The organism is Streptomyces sp. NPDC087310 (genome assembly GCF_044744405.1).
Classification (GTDB): Bacteria; Actinomycetota; Actinomycetes; order Streptomycetales; family Streptomycetaceae; genus Streptomyces.
On the sequence record NZ_JBIUYF010000007.1, the window covers coordinates 164,280 to 180,697 of the forward strand.

Annotated in this window: 11 protein-coding genes; 8 read left to right on the top strand and 3 right to left on the bottom strand. The window is 73.9% G+C overall.

Going from position 1 to position 16,418, the window contains the following annotated elements:
* Positions 1-2: 2 nt before the first annotated feature.
* From ACIO3P_RS26635 to ACIO3P_RS26655, 5 genes are all read left to right on the top strand, one after another.
* Positions 3-1,004, top strand: coding sequence for a LysR family transcriptional regulator (locus ACIO3P_RS26635; RefSeq protein ID WP_401854031.1), 1,002 nt, complete (start codon positions 3-5; stop codon positions 1,002-1,004).
* A 102-nt stretch (positions 1,005-1,106) separates the two neighbouring features.
* The gene (locus ACIO3P_RS26640; protein WP_401853748.1) at positions 1,107-2,270 is read left to right on the top strand and encodes an NAD-dependent formate dehydrogenase; all 1,164 of its coding nucleotides are present in this window, start codon (positions 1,107-1,109) and stop codon (positions 2,268-2,270) included.
* Between the two features lie 165 nt (positions 2,271-2,435).
* Positions 2,436-4,388, top strand: a complete 1,953-nt coding sequence (locus ACIO3P_RS26645; protein WP_329825398.1) for an NAD-binding protein — start codon at positions 2,436-2,438, stop codon at positions 4,386-4,388.
* A gap of 82 nt (positions 4,389-4,470) precedes the next feature.
* Positions 4,471-4,671 carry a hypothetical protein gene (locus ACIO3P_RS26650; protein WP_329825262.1) on the top strand — a complete coding sequence of 67 codons (201 nt, stop codon included), beginning with the start codon at positions 4,471-4,473 and terminating at the stop codon, positions 4,669-4,671.
* A gap of 365 nt (positions 4,672-5,036) precedes the next feature.
* Positions 5,037-6,077 (top strand): phosphatidylinositol-specific phospholipase C domain-containing protein, encoded by a 1,041-nt coding sequence (locus tag ACIO3P_RS26655; protein WP_401790601.1) that lies wholly within the window; start codon positions 5,037-5,039, stop codon positions 6,075-6,077.
* A gap of 29 nt (positions 6,078-6,106) precedes the next feature.
* On the opposite strand, the gene ACIO3P_RS26660 is transcribed toward ACIO3P_RS26655, so the two are convergent.
* Complete coding sequence (locus ACIO3P_RS26660; RefSeq protein WP_401853745.1) at positions 6,107-7,660, bottom strand: ATP-dependent DNA ligase; 1,554 nt, start codon at positions 7,658-7,660, stop codon at positions 6,107-6,109.
* 358 nt (positions 7,661-8,018) lie between these two features.
* Between ACIO3P_RS26660 and ACIO3P_RS26665 the strand changes: the two genes are divergently transcribed.
* Both ACIO3P_RS26665 and ACIO3P_RS26670 read left to right on the top strand, forming a co-directional pair.
* Positions 8,019-10,313, top strand: a complete 2,295-nt coding sequence (locus tag ACIO3P_RS26665; RefSeq protein WP_401790604.1) for a tetratricopeptide repeat protein — start codon at positions 8,019-8,021, stop codon at positions 10,311-10,313.
* Between the two features lie 126 nt (positions 10,314-10,439).
* Positions 10,440-11,972 carry a phytoene desaturase family protein gene (locus ACIO3P_RS26670; RefSeq protein WP_401853744.1) on the top strand — a complete coding sequence of 511 codons (1,533 nt, stop codon included), beginning with the start codon at positions 10,440-10,442 and terminating at the stop codon, positions 11,970-11,972.
* A 20-nt stretch (positions 11,973-11,992) separates the two neighbouring features.
* On the opposite strand, the gene ACIO3P_RS26675 is transcribed toward ACIO3P_RS26670, so the two are convergent.
* Complete coding sequence (locus ACIO3P_RS26675) at positions 11,993-13,813, bottom strand: serine hydrolase (protein ID WP_401853741.1); 1,821 nt, start codon at positions 13,811-13,813, stop codon at positions 11,993-11,995.
* 168 nt (positions 13,814-13,981) lie between these two features.
* On the opposite strand from ACIO3P_RS26675, the gene ACIO3P_RS26680 reads away from it, so the two are divergent.
* Entirely contained in the window at positions 13,982-15,088 is a 1,107-nt protein-coding gene (locus ACIO3P_RS26680; protein WP_329825268.1) for an ionic transporter y4hA, read from the top strand.
* Between the two features lie 21 nt (positions 15,089-15,109).
* Here the strand turns inward: ACIO3P_RS26680 and paaK are convergent, their stop codons facing one another.
* Positions 15,110-16,414 (bottom strand): phenylacetate--CoA ligase PaaK, encoded by a 1,305-nt coding sequence (gene paaK, locus ACIO3P_RS26685; RefSeq protein ID WP_401853739.1) that lies wholly within the window; start codon positions 16,412-16,414, stop codon positions 15,110-15,112.
* Positions 16,415-16,418 lie beyond the last annotated feature (4 nt).

Genomic DNA, 16,418 nt, shown 5'->3' on the forward strand with positions numbered 1-16,418 from the left:
TGTTGTTACTGCGTCAACTGGAGTATCTGGTCGCCCTGGCCAGGGAACGCCACTTCGCCCGGGCGGCCGCGGCCTGCTACGTCTCCCAGCCCTCGCTCTCCGCCGGTATCCGCAAACTCGAACACGAACTGGACGTGCCCATCGTCCGCCGTGGCCGCCGCTTCGAAGGGCTCACCCCCGAGGGCGAACGTGTCCTGCTCTGGGCGCACCGCATCCTCGCCGAGCGCGACGCCCTGCGCCATGAACTCTCCGCGATGCGCGGCGGGCTCGCCGGGACGCTGCGGCTGGGCGCCATCCCCACCGCGCTCACCGCCGCCTCGCTGCTCACCACCCCCTTCGTCGAACGCCACCCGCGCGCCCGTGTCTCCCTCGCCTCGCTCTCCTCGCGCGACATCGCCCGGAAGCTGGCCGCGTTCGAACTCGACATCGCCCTCACCTATCTGGACGACGACAGCCTGGGGCAGGTCCGCAGAACCCCGCTCTACGAGGAGCGCTATCTGCTCCTCACCCCGCGCGACGGCCCGCTCTCCGGCCACCCGGTCGCCCGCTGGGCGAGCATCGCCGAGCAGCCGCTCTGCCTGCTCTCCCCGCAGATGCGCAACCGCCGGATCATGGACGAGTACTTCGCCGCCGACGGGGTGCCCGCCGTCGCCCCCGCCATCGAGACCGACTCGGTCGCCGGACTGTACGCGCACCTCACGGCCGGCCACTGGTCCAGCGTCATCTCGCACGCCTGGCTGCACATGTTCGGCGTCCCCGACGGGATGCGGGTGATCCCGCTGGAGCACCCGGCGCACGGCCCCCGCGTCGGCCTGGTCATCGCCGACCGCACCCCCGAACCCGTCCTGGCCAGGGCCCTCCTGGAGACCGCCAGACAGGCCGGCGTACGGGAAGCACTCGACCGGCTCCTGGACACCCATCTGCGCCCGGCCGCCCCGCCCGGACCGCGTCGGCGGCGGCGGCCGGCCGGGGAGCTCCCCGACGGGACGGACAGGGCCGGATAGCCGTGGCCTATCCGGCCATAGAAAGGTTCGCTTTGACCGTGGTCACCGGCCGCCGGGATGGTGGATCCACCTTCCCGCTGCAACGGATGAGGAGCCGCAGTCATGGCAAAGGTGCTGTGTGTGCTGTACGACGACCCGGTGGACGGCCAGCCGAAGTCCTACGCCCGGGACGGCCTGCCCCGTATCGACCACTACCCCGGCGGCCAGACCACCCCGACCCCGCGGGCCATCGACTTCACCCCGGGCGAACTGCTCGGCAGCGTCTCCGGCGAACTGGGGCTGCGCGGCTTCCTGGAGTCCCAGGGCCACACCCTGGTCGTCACCTCCGACAAGGACCGGGACGGGTCCGTCTTCGACCGGGAACTGGTCGACGCCGACGTGGTCATCTCACAGCCGTTCTGGCCCGCCTATCTGACGGCCGAGCGCATCGCCAGGGCCGAGAAGCTGAAACTCGCCGTCACCGCGGGCATCGGCTCCGACCACGTCGACCTCGACGCCGCCATCGCCAAGGGCGTCACCGTCGCGGAGGTCACGTACTGCAACAGCATCAGCGTCGCCGAGCACGTGGTGATGATGACGCTCTCCCTCGTACGGAACTACCTCCCCTCCCACCAGTGGGTCCTGGACGGCGGCTGGAACATCGCCGACTGCGTCTCCCGCTCGTACGACCTGGAGGGCATGCAGGTCGGCACGGTCGCCGCCGGCCGGATCGGTCTCGCCGTCCTGCGCCGCCTCGCCCCCTTCGACGTGGGGCTCCACTACACCGACCGGCACCGGCTGCCCGAGTCCGTCGAGCGGGAGCTGGGCCTCACCTGGCACGCGAGCGCGGCCGACATGGTCCCGCACTGCGACGTCGTCACCATCAACGCGCCCCTCCACCCGGAGACCGAGGGCCTGTTCGGTGACGAGCTGATCGCCACCATGAAGCGCGGCGCCTACCTCATCAACACCGCCCGCGCGAAGATCGCCGACCGGGACGCCATCGACCGCGCGCTGCGCGGCGGACAGCTCGCCGGGTACGCCGGTGACGTCTGGTACCCGCAGCCCGCGCCCGCCGACCACCCCTGGCGGACCATGCCGCACCACGGCATGACCCCGCACATCTCCGGCTCCTCGCTCTCCGCGCAGGCCCGTTACGCGGCGGGCACCCGGGAGATCCTGGAGTCCTGGTTCGCCGGCACCCCCCTGCGTGACGAGTATCTGATCGTCGACAAGGGCGCCCTGGCCGGGGTGGGAGCCCACTCCTACTCCGTCAACAAGACCTGACGCACCATCAGAAATGTCCTGAAGACCCCTGTCCGACACGCGATCAGCCGTCCCCGCCGCGCTCCCGGCCGGGGACGGCTGTGCCGTCCCCGAACAGGGGCGCGGCACACTGGTGCGGTGTCCACACTTCCTCACCAGGTACCCCACGGATCCACGGCGGGCCACATGGTCGTCTGCGGCGACGACACGCTGGCCCACCGGCTGGCGGGCGAGCTGCGCCATGTCTACGGCGAGCGGGTCACGCTGGTCGTGCCGCCCGTACGGGCCTCCCGGCGGCCGCCCGCCCCGGTCGCGGGATCCGGCAGAGCCTCGGCCTTCTTCGGCCGGATGTCCGCGGCCATGGCCCGTACGGCGGCGACCCTGCCGGACCCGGCGGGCGACGACCCCGGCGGAGCGGGGAGCGGGCCGCGGGTCCTGGAGACCGACGAACTCGACGAGGACGCGCTCGTGGAGGCCGGGGTGACGGAGGCGGCGGCGCTCGCCCTCGTCCATGACGACGACGAGATCAACATCCGGGCCGCGCTCGCCGCCCGCCGCCTCAACCCCCAACTGCGCCTGGTCATCCGGCTCTACAACCGCAAGCTCGGCCAGCACCTCGAAGAACTGCTCGACCAGGCCGCCGCCGTCGCCGTCCCCGGCCTCGACGCGGCGGCGCTGGACGCCACCACCACCGTCCTCTCCGACGCCGACACGGCCGCCCCCGCGCTGGCCGCCACGGCCGTCGCCGGCACCAGCAAGGTCATCCGCGCCGACGGGCTGCTGCTGCGGGCCGTGGAGCGCAACCCGCCGGGCCCCGGCCAGGTCGCCGACCCCGGCCTGTGCACCCTCGCCCTGCTGTCGGCCACCACCAACGACCCGGCGGGCACGGAGGGGTCGGAGAACAGCGGCCAGGAGGCACCGCGGCTGCTGCCCGACGACGCGAGCGCCGCCGCCGCCACCGGCCGCGGCACGGTCGTCCTGGAGGCCGTGTCCCACGCCGGACCCGATCTGCCGCCGAGCCGGCTCGCCGGCCGGGGCGCCCCGCTCGCCTCGCTCTTCTCCCGCCGGCTGCGCTGGTCCTTCGCCGGGATCATCGCCGCCGTGCTGGCGCTGGCCGTCGCCTCGTGGATCGCCACCGACGTCCGCCCGCTGGGCGCCCTCTACCTCACCCTGCTCGATCTCTTCGCCATCGGTGACCCCGCGGTCGGCGAGCCCGTGAACAGGCAGGTCATGCAGCTCCTCGCCATGGTCACCGGGATTCTGCTGCTCCCCGTGGTCCTCGCCGCGGTCCTGGAGGCCCTCGGCACCTTCCGTACGGCCTCGGCGCTGCGCCGCCCGCCGCGCGGCCTGTCCGGCCATGTCGTCCTGCTCGGCCTCGGCAAGGTCGGCACCCGTGTCCTGGTCGGCCTGCGCGAGCTGGGCATCCCCGTGGTCTGCGTGGAGGAGGACCCCGAGGCCCGCGGTATCGCGCTCGCCCGCAGTCTGCGGATCCCGACCGTCCTGGGCGACGTCACCCAGGAAGGGGTCCTGGAAGCCGCCAAGATCGAACGGGCGCGCGCCCTGCTCGCCCTCACCAGCGTCGACACCACCAACCTGGAGGCCGCGCTCTACGCCCGCTCCGTCGCCCCCGACCTGCGGGTGGCCCTGCGGCTGTACGACGACGACTTCGCGACCGCCGTCTACCGCACCCTGCGCGCCGCCCACCCGCGGGCGCTCACCCGCAGCCGCAGCGTCTCCACCCTGGCGGCCCCTGCCTTCGCCATCGCCATGATGGGACGCCAGATCCTCGGGGCGATCCCCGTGGAACGCCGGGTGCTGCTGGTCGCCGCCATCGACGTCGCGGGCCACCCCCGGCTGGAGGGGCGCACCGTCGCCGAGGTCTTCCGGCCCGGCGCCTGGCGGGTCATCGCGCTCGACACGGCGGACCCGGGGGACCGGGCGCCGGATCTCACGGACACCCGGCCGGGGCCCGAGGGGCGGCGCCCGCCCGGGCTCGTATGGGATCTGCACCCCGGCTATGTGCTGCACGCCGGGGACCGGGTGGTCCTCGCCGCCACCCGGCGCGGCCTCGCCGAACTGCTCGGACGGCAGTACGCCGCCAGGACCGGGCCCGCGCCGGATCCCGGCCGGCGCGGCTGACCGGGGACGACGGGGCCGACCGGGGATGCGACCCGGCCCGGAGGGCACGAGAATGGCCCCACCGGACGAACGAGGAGGCGGCATGAACGAAGAGTCCGCTGAGCAGCCCTTGATCGAGAGCGCGACCCCGGACCGGCTGCTGCACACCGGAGCCTGCGACGAGGTGACGGCCGAGGATCTCGCACTCGCCTCCGGCCGCGATCTCACCCCGGAGAGCCTGGCCTGGGCCCGGCGCCGACTGGCCGAGCGGGGACGGGCGGCCATCGAGGAGCAGCTCCCGTGACGAGCCGGCCGCTCCCGCACGGCGTGCGCCGAGCGGAGCGGCCGTACCGCGACGCCCGTACGGGAGCGCCCGTACCAGAGCACCCGTAGAGCGCACCCGTACCGGCCCCGCCCGTACGGGCGGGGCCGGCCCCTCGGCCGGTACGCGTCCAGGTGCCCGAGCGCGCCTCACCGCGAAGAAGCGGTGGGGCGCGCTGTCATGCCCGGCCCCTCCTTCGTGCCCCGGTGTTCCCGTCCCCTCGCCCCGCCCGTCGCCCCGGTGATCGTGTCCGTAGGCCCGATGTCCTCCCGCTCGTCACCGAACTCCCTTACGCTGCCTCTCTGTTGACATGCCCAAGACATGCATGCCGAGAGGAACCAAGGGATATGGCAAAGCTTCTCCGTACGACCCTGGTGGCCGGCGCCGCCGCCGTGCTCGCCCTCGTCACCACCCCGGCCGGGGCCGCCGACACCGGCCCGTACCCCTCCGCCACCGGGGTGGGTGTCCACAACGCGTACGAGAAGGCCACCTTCCCCTACTTCGCCGACGCCCTGGACTCCGGCGCGGGCATGCTCGAACTCGACGTGTGGACCAATGTGTACGGCGCCTCCTGGCGCGTGTCGCACTCCAACCCGATCGGCAACGACAACAACTGCGTCAACGCGGCCGGCCCGGCCGATCTGCGCACCAAGACGCGCAACCGCGACCTGCCGGGCTGCCTCGCCGACATCAAGGTCTGGCACGACGCCAACCCCGGCCACCGCCCCGTCGTGCTCAAGCTGGAGATGAAGGACGGGTTCCAGGGCCAGGGCGGCCGTGGCCCCGCCGCACTCGACGCGCTGCTGACCGCCAAGCTCGGCGACGCCCTCTACCGCCCCGCCGATCTGGCCGGCGGCCACGCCGATCTCGACCAGGCGGCCCAGGCCGGCGCCTGGCCGACGCGCGAGCAGCTCGCGGGCAAGTTCATCGTCGAACTCATCCCGGGCACGGTCGAGGAGCAGAACCCGCTCGACACCCTGTGGACCGACCGGGAGTACGCCATCCACCTGCGCGACCTCAAGGCGGCAGGCAGGCTGGGCGAGGCCGCGGCCTTCCCCGCCGTCCACAAGGCCGCGGCCGGTGACCCCCGCACCCGGTACACGGACGCGACGATCAGGCCCTGGTTCGTCTTCTTCGACGGCGACGCCGCCACGTACGCGAACGGCACCATCGACACCGCCTGGTACGCCCAGCGGAACTACTTCCTGCTGATGACCGACGCGCACAACGTGGCGCCCGCCATCGACGCCACCAGCCCCACCGAGCAGCAGGCCCGCGACCGGCTGGCACTGCTGGCGCAGCGCAACGCGAGCCTGATCTCGGCGGACTGGCACACGCTGCCCACCGTCCTCGCCTCGGTGGTCCCGCGCGGCACGACGGCCCCGTAGGCACACCGCTCCCGGAGCGGCGGGGCCTCTCAGCCCGGCCGCTCCGGGTCCCGGCCGTGGGCCGCCAGCACCGCGCCGATCGTGTCCGCCTCCTGGGCCGTCTTGTCCTCGCGGTAGCGCACCACCCGCGCGAAGCGCAGCGTCACCCCCGCCGGATAGCGGGACGACCGCTGAAGCCCGTCGTACGCGATCTCGACGACCAGTTCGGGACGTACGGTCACGGTGAACCCGTCGTCCCGCAGCGCCAGTTCCCGCAGCTTGCCCGTCTGCCACTCCAGCATCGCGTCCGTCAGCCCCTTGAACGTCTTGCCGAGCATCACGAACGAGCCGTCGTCCCGCCGCGCGCCCAGATGCAGGTTGGAGAGCCGGCCGGTCCGTCTGCCATGGCCCCACTCGGCGGCCAGCACCACGAGATCCAGGGTGTGCACCGGCTTCACCTTCAGCCAGCCCGCGCCCCTGCGGCCCGCGCTGTACGGCGTGTCGAGCGCCTTCACCACCACCCCCTCGTGCCCCCGGTCCAGGCACTCCCGGAGGAACGCCTCCCCGGCGTCGGCGGGGGCCCCGGAACCGCCCGGGACGACGAGGCGCCGTACCCGCATCGGCTCGGGCACCAGCCGCGCCAGCACCTCGTGCCGGTCCGCGCACGGCAGATCGAGCAGATCCTCGCCGTCGGCAGCGAGGACGTCGAAGAAGACCGGCGACAGCGGCACCGCCGTCGCGGCCGACGTGACGTCCGTACGCGACCCGACCCGGCCCGCGACCTCCTGGAACGGCCTCGGTCCGCCCCGCTCGTCCAGCGCGATCACCTCCCCGTCCAGCACGAACCGGTCCCCGTCCAGCCCCAGTGCCGCCGCGCTCACCTCCGGCAGCCGGTCGGTGATCTCGTCGAGCGTGCGCGTGAAGATCCGTACCGCGGACCCGCTCCGGTGCACCTGCACCCGGATCCCGTCCAGCTTCTCCTCCACCACGCACTCCCCGAGCCGCTCCACCGCCTCCGCCACACTCGTGGCGCTCTGCGCGAGCATCGGCAGCACGGGATGGCCCACCGTCAGCAGGAACTCCTCCAGCACATGCGGCCCCTCCGCCAGCAGCCGCTCGGCCACCGGCTGCAGCGAGCCCGCCAGCATCACCGCCCGCCGTACCGCCGCGGGCGAGGCGCCCGACGTCTGCGCGAGCGCCTCGACGGCGACCGCGTCCAGCGCGCCCTGCCGTACCTCGCCGGAGATCAGCCCCACCAGGAACCGCTGTTCCTCCGCGGTGGCCGCCCCCAGCAGCTCCCGCACCAGCCGCCGCCGCTCCCCCTGCGCGCCGGCCCCGGAGACCGCCGCGAGCGCGGTGAACACGGCGTCCGTGCCGTGCACGGTCAGCGTGGCCCGGTCCGCGGGCGGCGGCGGGTCCTTCAGCGCATTCCAGCCGACCCCGATCCGCCCCTGCGGCAGCCGCCCCGCCAGATAGGGGATGACGACGGGCACGTCCCGCGGCCCGGCCGTCCGGAAGACACCGGCCAGCAGGGAGATCTTCCGGGTCCGCGCCGCGCTCTCGGCGACCTCCCGGGAGACACGGGCGAGCGGTGCCAGCAGCATGCTGCCATCGTGCAACGCCCGACGCGGCTCCGCCCGTCAGGAGCGGTCCCGGCCCCGGCGGCCGTACGGCGTCCCCCCGCCGCCGGGGACGCCGGTGCGGCGTACGCCGGACCCCGGCCCGGCGATAGCCTGGGGCCACCGGCGGTGGACCACCGGGCGGCGGCACGGGCAGGGGAGGCAGGGACCATGAGGGGGACCGGCGCGGGGGCGACGGCGACGACGGATCCGGCAGCGGCGACCGGCCCCGGGCCGCTCGGCCCCGACACGTGTCCCGCCCCGTACACACTCCAGGCCAGGGCCGCCATACTGGACGGGCCGGGGAGGGCGCAGCGAGGGTGACGGGGGGACACGGCACGCGATGGCGGACAGCATGCTGATCCAGGGCCGTTACCGGCTGCTCGATCTCATCGGACGCGGCGGGATGGGCGAGGTCTGGCGGGCACGCGACGAGTCCCTCGGCCGGCAGGTCGCGGTCAAATGCCTCAAGCCGCTCGGCCCGCAGCGCGACGACTCCCTCACCCGGATCATGCGCGAGCGGTTCCGCCGCGAGGCCCGGGTCGCCGCGGCCCTCCAGCACCGCGGCGTCACCGTCGTCCACGACTTCGGCGAGTACGACGGGGTCCTCTACCTCGTCATGGAACTGCTGGAGGGCCGCAACCTCAGCCAGCTCCTGGAGGACCACGGGAACGTCCTGCCGGTGGCCGACGTCGTCGACATCGCCGAGCAGGTCGCCGACGCCCTCGCGTACACCCACGAACAGGGCATCGTCCACCGCGATCTGAAGCCCGCCAACATCATGCGGCTCACCAGCGGCGCGGTGAAGATCTGCGACTTCGGCATCGCGCGCCTCGGCCACGACATCGGCTTCACCTCGCGCCTCACCGGTACGGGCATCGCCATGGGGACCCCGCACTACATGTCGCCCGAACAGATCGGCGGCGGCCCGGTCGACCACCGCAGCGATCTCTACTCGCTCGGCTGCGTGCTGTACGAGATCGCCACCGGCGCCCCGCCCTTCGACCTGGAGGACGCCTGGTCGGTGCTGGTCGGCCACCGCGACACCATCCCCGAGGCGCCCAGCGGCCACCGCTCGGAGCTGCCCGCGTTCTTCGACGGGATCGTCCTCGACCTGCTGGCCAAGACCCCCGAGGAGCGCCCCGCCGACGCGGGCGACCTCCGGCGCCGGATCACCGCCGCCCGCGTCGGTACGGGACTCGGCGCCGGCCTCGGCACGGGCCTCGGCGGGTACGGCTACCCCGCGCTCGGCGGCCCCGGCGCGGGCACGGCCGCGTACTCCCTCGGCGGGTACGGGACGGGGCGCCCCGACGGCGCGCCCCTGCCGTCCTGGACCCGCTCCATGACCACCGGGCACAAGGCGATCGGCCCGGCCGACCTGCGGCCCACCCCGCCCGACCTCACCGCGGGGCTGACCGGCGAGTGGACCGCCCCCGCCGACCCGCGCGCCGGGCACCCCCGGCCGGCCGCCCCGGGGCGGCCCACCCCCTCGCCCGACCAGCTCGCCGTCCTGACCGGCAGACACAACGCCGGTCTCAGCCTTGGCCGGCTCGGCCGGTGGGAGGAGGCGGGCGAGGTGCACCGCGCGGTCGCCGCCGAGCGCGAGCACGCGCTCGGCCCGGACCACCCGGACACCCTCGGCAGCCGCTACGAGGTCGGCTTCACCCTCAGCAGGACCGGCCGTACGGCGGACGCGCTCCGCGAGTTCACCCGGGTCGCGGAGGGCCGCGAGCGGGTCTTCGGCCCGGACCACCCGGAGACGCTCGCCGCGCGCCAGGAGACGGCGTACGTACTCGGCCAGCTCGGTCGGCACTTCGAGGCCCACGAGGTGTTCGCGGCGGTCCTCGCCTCCCGTGAACGCACCATGGGCCCCGACCACGCCGACACCCTGCGCTGCCGCCACAACCTCGCCTACAACCTCGGCAGACTGGGCCGGCTCGACGACGCCCACCGGCTCGCCGGCGACGTGGCCGCCGCGCGCGCCAGGGTGCTCGGCCCCGGCCACCCGGACACCCTGATCAGCCGGTACGAGGTGGCGTACGCGCTGGGTCAGCTCGGCCGCTGGCCCGAGGCGCTGACCGCCTACCGCGAGGTCGCCGCCGGCCGCGCCGAATCCCTCGGCGCCGACCACCCCGACACCCTCGCCGCCCGCTACGAGGTCGGCATCAGCCTCGGCCGGCTCGGCGAGAGCACGGAGGCGCTGGAGCTCTACCGCGCGCTGGCGGAGGACCGTACCCGGATCCAGGGCGCGCACCACCCCGAGACCCTGCGCGCCCGGCACGGCTTCTGCGTCAACCTCGGACGTCTCTCCCGCTGGGAGGAGGCGCTCGCCGAGTCCCGTGACGTCTGCGCGATCCGCGAACGCGTCCTCGGCGCCGACCACCCCGACACCCTCGTCAGCCGCCGGGAGATCGCCGTCGGACTGGGCTGGCTCGGCCGCTGGTCCGACGCCCTCTCCGTCTACCGGCAGGTCGCCGACACCCGCGACCGGGTCCTCGGCGCCACCCACCCCGACGCGCTCGCCAGCCGCAACGACGAGGCCCACTGCCTGGAACAGCTCGGCAGGGGAGCGGAGGCGGTGCAGCTCTACCGGCAGGTGGCGGCGCTGCGCCAGCAGCACGGCGCGCGCGGATACTGACGGCGCGCGCCCCCCCCGTAACTCCCCCTCGGGCCCTTCGCGTACGTCGCCACCCCCGGGGCCCTTCGCGTACGTCGCTTCCGTGCCCGGTCTGGCCCCGAGATCATCCGCGTGTTACCAAGGGCCATGCCCGCACACGCCTCGTACGACGCCGTCATCGTGGGCGGCGGCCACAACGGCCTGGTCGCCGCCGCCTACCTCGCCCGCGCCGGACGCTCCGTCCTCGTCCTCGAACGGCTCGGCGCCACCGGAGGCGCCGCCGTCTCCAGCCGCCCCTTCCCCGGGGTGGACGCCCGGCTCTCCCGCTACTCGTACCTGGTCTCCCTGCTGCCCGACACCATCGTGCGGGACCTGGGGCTGCGCTTCGCCGTACGCAAACGCACCGTCTCCTCGTACACCCCCCTGGGCGACGGCGGACTGCTGGTCGGCGGGGACCGTACGCGGGACTCCTTCGCCGCGCTGACCGGCTCGGACACGGAGTACGCGGCGTGGCGGGAGTTCTACGCGACGACGGCGCGCGTCGCCGAACGGATCTTCCCCACCCTCACCGAACCGCTGCCCACGCGCGCCGCGCTGCGCGAGCGGATCGGCGACGAGACCGCCTGGCGGATGCTGTTCGAGGAGCCGATCGGCGCCGCGATCGAGGAGCGGTTCGACCACGACCTGGTCCGGGGCGTCGTCCTGACCGACGCCCTCATCGGCACCTTCGCCGACGCCCACGACCCGTCCCTCGTACAGAACCGCTGCTTCCTCTACCACGTGATCGGCGGCGGGACCGGCGACTGGGACGTCCCCGTGGGCGGCATGGGCGCGCTCACCGACGCCCTGGCCGACGCGGCGCGGGCGGCGGGCGCGGAGATCGCCACCGGGCACGAGGTGACCGCCGTCGCGACCGACGGGACGCACGCCGAGGTCACCTACCGGACGGGCGACACGGAAGGCGTGGTGGCGGGCCGCCGGATCCTCGTCAACGCCTCGCCCCAGGCCCTCGCCGCCCTCCTCGGCGAGGAGCCGCCCGAGGCGGCGGAGGGCGCCCAGCTCAAGGTCAACATGGTGCTGCGCCGGCTGCCGGAACTGCGCGACCGGTCCGTCGACCCCCGGGAGGCGTTCGCCGGTACGTTCCACATCGCGGAGGGATACGGCCAGTTGGCCACGGCGTACGCACAGGCGGCGGCGGGCGCGCTGCCGAGCGCCCCGCCGTCCGAGATCTACTGCCACACCCTCACCGACCCGTCGATCCTCGGACCGGAACCGGCCGCGCGGGGCTGGCAGACCCTCACCCTGTTCGGACTGCACACGCCCGCACGGCTGTTCGCCCAGGACAACGACGCGGCGCGTGCGGAGCTGCTCGCGGCGACGCTCGCCCAGCTCGACGAGCGGCTGGCGGAACCGATCGCCGACTGTCTCGCCCTGGACGAGGACGGCCGCCCCTGTGTCGAGGCGAAGACACCGCTCGACCTCGAACGCGAACTCCGGCTGCCCGGCGGCCACATCTTCCACCGCGACCTCGCCTTCCCGTACGAGGACGGCTCCACCGGCCGCTGGGGCGTGGCGACGGCGCACCCGAACGTCCTGCTGTGCGGCGCGGGCGCGGTACGCGGCGGCGGGGTCAGCGGGGTGGCGGGCCACAACGCGGCGATGGCGGCCCTGGGCAGGTAGCGGGGTCGGGCGAGGGGTGCTCAGTCCTCCGAGGGCGCCCAGCCGGCCGCCGTGATCCGCGCCGCGTCCTTCCCCCGCGCCTCGTCGAAGAGCGTACGGCCGCCGTCCTCGACCCGCAGGCCGCTCACGTACACGCCCCGCCCCACGTACAGCCGGTCCGTCGTGTACCGCCAGCGCAGCACGGTCTCGCGCCCCCGCCACGCCCCGAGTTCCGCGGTCAGCCGGTGCCAGACCCGCCCCGACCAGCCCGTCACCGAGCCCGCCGGGCGTTCCCGCGGCTCCTGCCCCGCCGTCACGGTGGTGAAGGGCACCGGCTGCCAGCTCGCCCCGCCGTCCCCGGACGCCTCCAGGAACAGGGTGTCGGCCTCCGGTTCGGTGTCCCACCACACGGAGCAGCGCAGCCGTCCGCGCCCGGAGGCCGGTGTGAGCGGGGGCAGGGTGAGCGTGGCCGTCGTCGCGTTCGCCATCCCGCCGAACCAGGCGGTACGGCGCCGGGGCGGCCCGACCGCCACGGCACGCGCCATCCGGTCGGCGGTGGCCACGCGCGGCGCGCTGCCCGAGCGCCAGTTCCGTACCGGATGGACGGAGTTGCCGAGCACGATCAGGAACGAGTCGGTCGTCGGGTCGAGGACGAGGCTGGTGCCGGTGAACCCGGTGTGGCCCGCCGTGGCGGGCGTGGCCATGGCGCCCATGTACCAGTGCTGGTACAGCTCGAAACCCAGCCCGTGGGCGTCGCCGGGGAAGGCCGTGTTGAAGTCGGTGAACATCAGCTCCACCGACTCGGGCCGCAGGATCCTCGCCCGGCCGTACACACCGCCGTCGAGGAGCGTACGGGCGAGGACCGCCAGGTCCCAGGCGTCGGAGAAGACACCGGCGTGCCCCGCGACACCGCCGAGGCTGTACGCGTTCTCGTCGTGCACCTCGCCCCACACCAGCCCGCGGTCCAGCCCCGACCACGGTGGGCGGGCGTCCTCGGTGGCGGCGATGGAGGGCCGCCAGGACGCGGGCGGGTTGTAGCGCGTGCGGTGCATCCCGAGCGGGGCGGTGATCTCGTCCCGGAGCAGTACGTCCAGGGTGCGGCCGGTGATCCGCTCCAGGACGAGCTGGAGCGAGATCAGGTTGAGGTCCGAGTACCGGTAGACCGTGCCGGGCGGGTCCGCGGGGACCTCGTCCCACAGGAGCTGGAGCTTCCCCTCGTGGGTCGGGGCCGTGTAGAGCGGGATCCACGCGCGGAACCCGGAGGTGTGCGTCAGCAACTGGCGCACCGTGATGTCCCGCTTGCCCGCGGCCCGCGCGGCGTCCGTGCCCGCGAACTCCGGGAGGTACGCGACGACGGGCCGCTCCAGCTCCAGCGTGCCGCGCTCGATCTGCTGGACGGCGAGGATCGAGGTGAAGAGCTTGGAGACCGAGGCGAGATCGAAGACCGTGTCCTCGGCCGTCCCGATCCGCCGCTCGGCGGGCAGCTCCACCCCCGTACCGGTCGTCTCGTCGTACGCCGCGTAGCGCACCGCGTGGCCGATCGGCCGGTGCAGGGCCACCGTCGCGCCGCGCCCCGCGAGCAGGACGGCGCCCGCGTACCAGGGATGGACGGGGGAGGGGCCCAGGAACGTCTCGGCGGCGGCGACCAGCGCGTCCAGCTCCCGCTGGATCAGCCCGGCCCGCTCGGCGGAGCCGCGGCGCAGCGTACGTCCGGCCGGTCCGGGGCCGTTCGGGGAGGCATCCCGCGCGCGGGCGCTCTCGGCGAACGGGACCGGCGCCACCGCGAACGCCCCGCCGAGGGCCAGCACCCCGCCGCCCAGCCTGCGCCGGCTGATCCGACCACCGGCCGCTTCCTCCGCCATGGAAAGGCCCTCCCCTGAACGTGTCTTCCGGGATTGAAAGTATCTTCCGAGATCCGGATCGAGTGCTGAAACATTCTTGCGGGACCCCGCCGGTGTCAACCCTCCGGGCCCGGACGGCTCCGGGCGGTCACCGAGCGGACCCACGCCACCTCTGGCAGCGTGAGGCGCATGAGTACGAGCCTCGGCGTCCGGTCCCTGATGTCCCGGTGGACCGTGGTGGTGCCGCTGCTCGCGGTGGTCGCCCTCGTACTGAGCTGGGGGCGCAGCCTGCCGGGGTTCGCGGTCGGCCTGGTCGCCCTCTGCCTCGCCGGTGCGGTGCTCGCGGCCGTGCACCACGCCGAGGTCGTCGCCCACCGGGTGGGGGAGCCGTTCGGATCGCTCGTCCTCGCGGTCGCCGTCACGGTCATCGAAGTGGCGCTCATCGTCACCCTGATGGTCGACGGCGGCGCCAAGAGCGCCACCCTCGCCCGCGACACCGTCTTCGCCGCCGTCATGATCACCTGCAACGGCATCCTCGGCCTGTGCCTGCTCGTCGGCGCGCTGCGCAGCCGGGTCGCCGTCTTCAACGCCGAGGGCACCGGCACCGCGCTGGCCACCGTCGCGACCCTGGCCACCCTCACCCTCGTCTTCCCGACCTTCACCACCAGCAAGCCGGGGCCGCAGTTCTCCCCGGCGCAGCTCGGCTTCGCCGCCGTCGCCTCGCTCGTCCTGTACGGGCTGTTCGTCGCCGTGCAGACCGTGCGTCACCGCGACTACTTCCTCCCCGTCACCCAGGAGGGCGACGTACAGGAGGAGGACGCGCACGCCCCGCTGCCCACCCGCCGCGCGACCACCCTGAGCCTGGTGATGCTGGTGGTGGCGCTGATCGCCGTCGTCGGGGACGCCAAGGCCGTGTCCCCCACCATCGAGTCGGGCGTCGAGTCGGCGGGGCTGCCGCAGGCCGTGGTCGGGGTCGTCATCGCCCTGCTGGTCCTGCTGCCGGAGACCCTCGCCGCGGTACGGGCCGCCCGCCGCGAACGGGTCCAGACCAGCCTCAACCTCGCCCTGGGCTCCGCCATGGCGAGCATCGGGCTGACGATCCCGGCCATCGCGCTCGCCATGATCTGGCTGGACGGCCCGCTCGTCCTCGGACTGAACGCCACCCACATGGTGCTGCTCGCCCTCACCGTGGTGGTGGGCACGCTGACCGTCGCGCCCGGCCGGGCCACCCTGTTGCAGGGCGGCGTCCACCTCGGGATCTTCACCGCGTTCGTGTTCCTCGCCATCAGCCCCTGACGCCCCGCCGGGCGCGCGCCCTCATGTCGCGCGCGGGTCGCGTAGGCCCCTTAGGTCGACAATCCGCTTGATCTTGCCCACCGAGCGCTCCAAGGTCTCCGGTTCGACCACCTCGACCGACACCGACACCCCCACCCCGTCCTTGACGGCCTCCGCGATCGCCCGCGCCGCCTCCGCGCGCTGCTCCGGTGTGGCCTCCGCCCGCGCCTCCGCCCGTACGGTCAGGGTGTCCAGCCGCCCCTCGCGGGCCAGCCGGAGCTGGAAGTGCGGGGCGACCCCCGGGGTGCGCAGCACGATCTCCTCGATCTGGGTGGGAAAGAGGTTCACCCCGCGCAGGATCACCATGTCGTCGGTCCTGCCGGTCACCTTCTCCATCCGGCGGAAGACCCGGGCCGTGCCGGGCAGCAGCCGGGTGAGGTCCCGGGTCCGGTAGCGGATCACCGGCATCGCCTCCTTGGTCAGCGAGGTGAAGACCAGTTCGCCCTCCGCGCCGTCCGGCAGCGCCTCACCGGTGAACGGGTCGACGATCTCCGGATAGAAGTGGTCCTCCCAGACGGTGAGCCCGTCCTTGGTCTCCAGGCACTCCTGCGACACCCCCGGGCCCATCACCTCCGACAGCCCGTATATGTCGACCGCGTCGATCGCGAACCGCTCCTCGATCTCCCGCCGCATCTCCTCGGTCCACGGCTCGGCGCCGAAGATCCCCACCTTCAGGGAGGTGGCGCGCGGATCGACGCCCTGGCGCTCGAACTCGTCCAGCAGCGTGAGCATGTACGACGGGGTCACCATGATGATCTCGGGCCGGAAGTCCTGGATCAGCCGGACCTGACGCGCGGTCATGCCCCCGGAGGCGGGGACCACCGTACAGCCGAGCCGCTCCGCGCCGTAGTGCGCGCCGAGCCCGCCGGTGAACAGGCCGTACCCGTACGCCACATGGACCGTGTGCCCGGGGCGCCCGCCGGCCGCCCGGATCGAGCGGGCCACCACATCGGCCCAGGTGTCCAGATCCCGCTGGGTGTACCCGACGACGGTCGGCAGCCCCGTCGTACCGCTGGACGCGTGCAGCCGCCGTACCTCCGACCGGTCCACGGCGAACATCCCGAACGGATAGTTGTCCCGCAGATCGGACTTGGTGGTGAAGGGGAAGCGGGCCAGATCCGCGAGCGAGCGGCAGTCCTCCGGGCGCAGCCCCGCCCGGTCGAAGGACCGCCGGTAGAAGTCCACGTTGTCGTACGCGTGGCGCAGCGTGGACCGCAGCCGCTCCAGTTGCAGTACGGCCAGCTCCTCGCGGCTGAGCCGTTCCGCCGCGTCCAGCAGAGGGGTCATGGCG

Bases quoted from the DNA above. Each gene is read 5' to 3' on its own strand.
- ACIO3P_RS26655 (WP_401790601.1), top strand. From the start codon at position 5,037: ATGGCAAAGCTTCTCCGTACGACCCTGGTGGCCGGCGCCGCCGCCGTG.
- ACIO3P_RS26660 (WP_401853745.1), bottom strand. From the start codon at position 7,660: ATGCTGCTGGCACCGCTCGCCCGTGTCTCCCGGGAGGTCGCCGAGAGC.
- paaK (WP_401853739.1), bottom strand. From the start codon at position 16,414: ATGACCCCTCTGCTGGACGCGGCGGAACGGCTCAGCCGCGAGGAGCTG.
- ACIO3P_RS26670 (WP_401853744.1), top strand. From the start codon at position 10,440: ATGCCCGCACACGCCTCGTACGACGCCGTCATCGTGGGCGGCGGCCAC.
- ACIO3P_RS26645 (WP_329825398.1), top strand. From the start codon at position 2,436: ATGGTCGTCTGCGGCGACGACACGCTGGCCCACCGGCTGGCGGGCGAG.
- ACIO3P_RS26640 (WP_401853748.1), top strand. From the start codon at position 1,107: ATGGCAAAGGTGCTGTGTGTGCTGTACGACGACCCGGTGGACGGCCAG.
- ACIO3P_RS26680 (WP_329825268.1), top strand. From the start codon at position 13,982: ATGAGTACGAGCCTCGGCGTCCGGTCCCTGATGTCCCGGTGGACCGTG.
- ACIO3P_RS26650 (WP_329825262.1), top strand. From the start codon at position 4,471: ATGAACGAAGAGTCCGCTGAGCAGCCCTTGATCGAGAGCGCGACCCCG.
- ACIO3P_RS26675 (WP_401853741.1), bottom strand. From the start codon at position 13,813: ATGGCGGAGGAAGCGGCCGGTGGTCGGATCAGCCGGCGCAGGCTGGGC.
- ACIO3P_RS26665 (WP_401790604.1), top strand. From the start codon at position 8,019: ATGGCGGACAGCATGCTGATCCAGGGCCGTTACCGGCTGCTCGATCTC.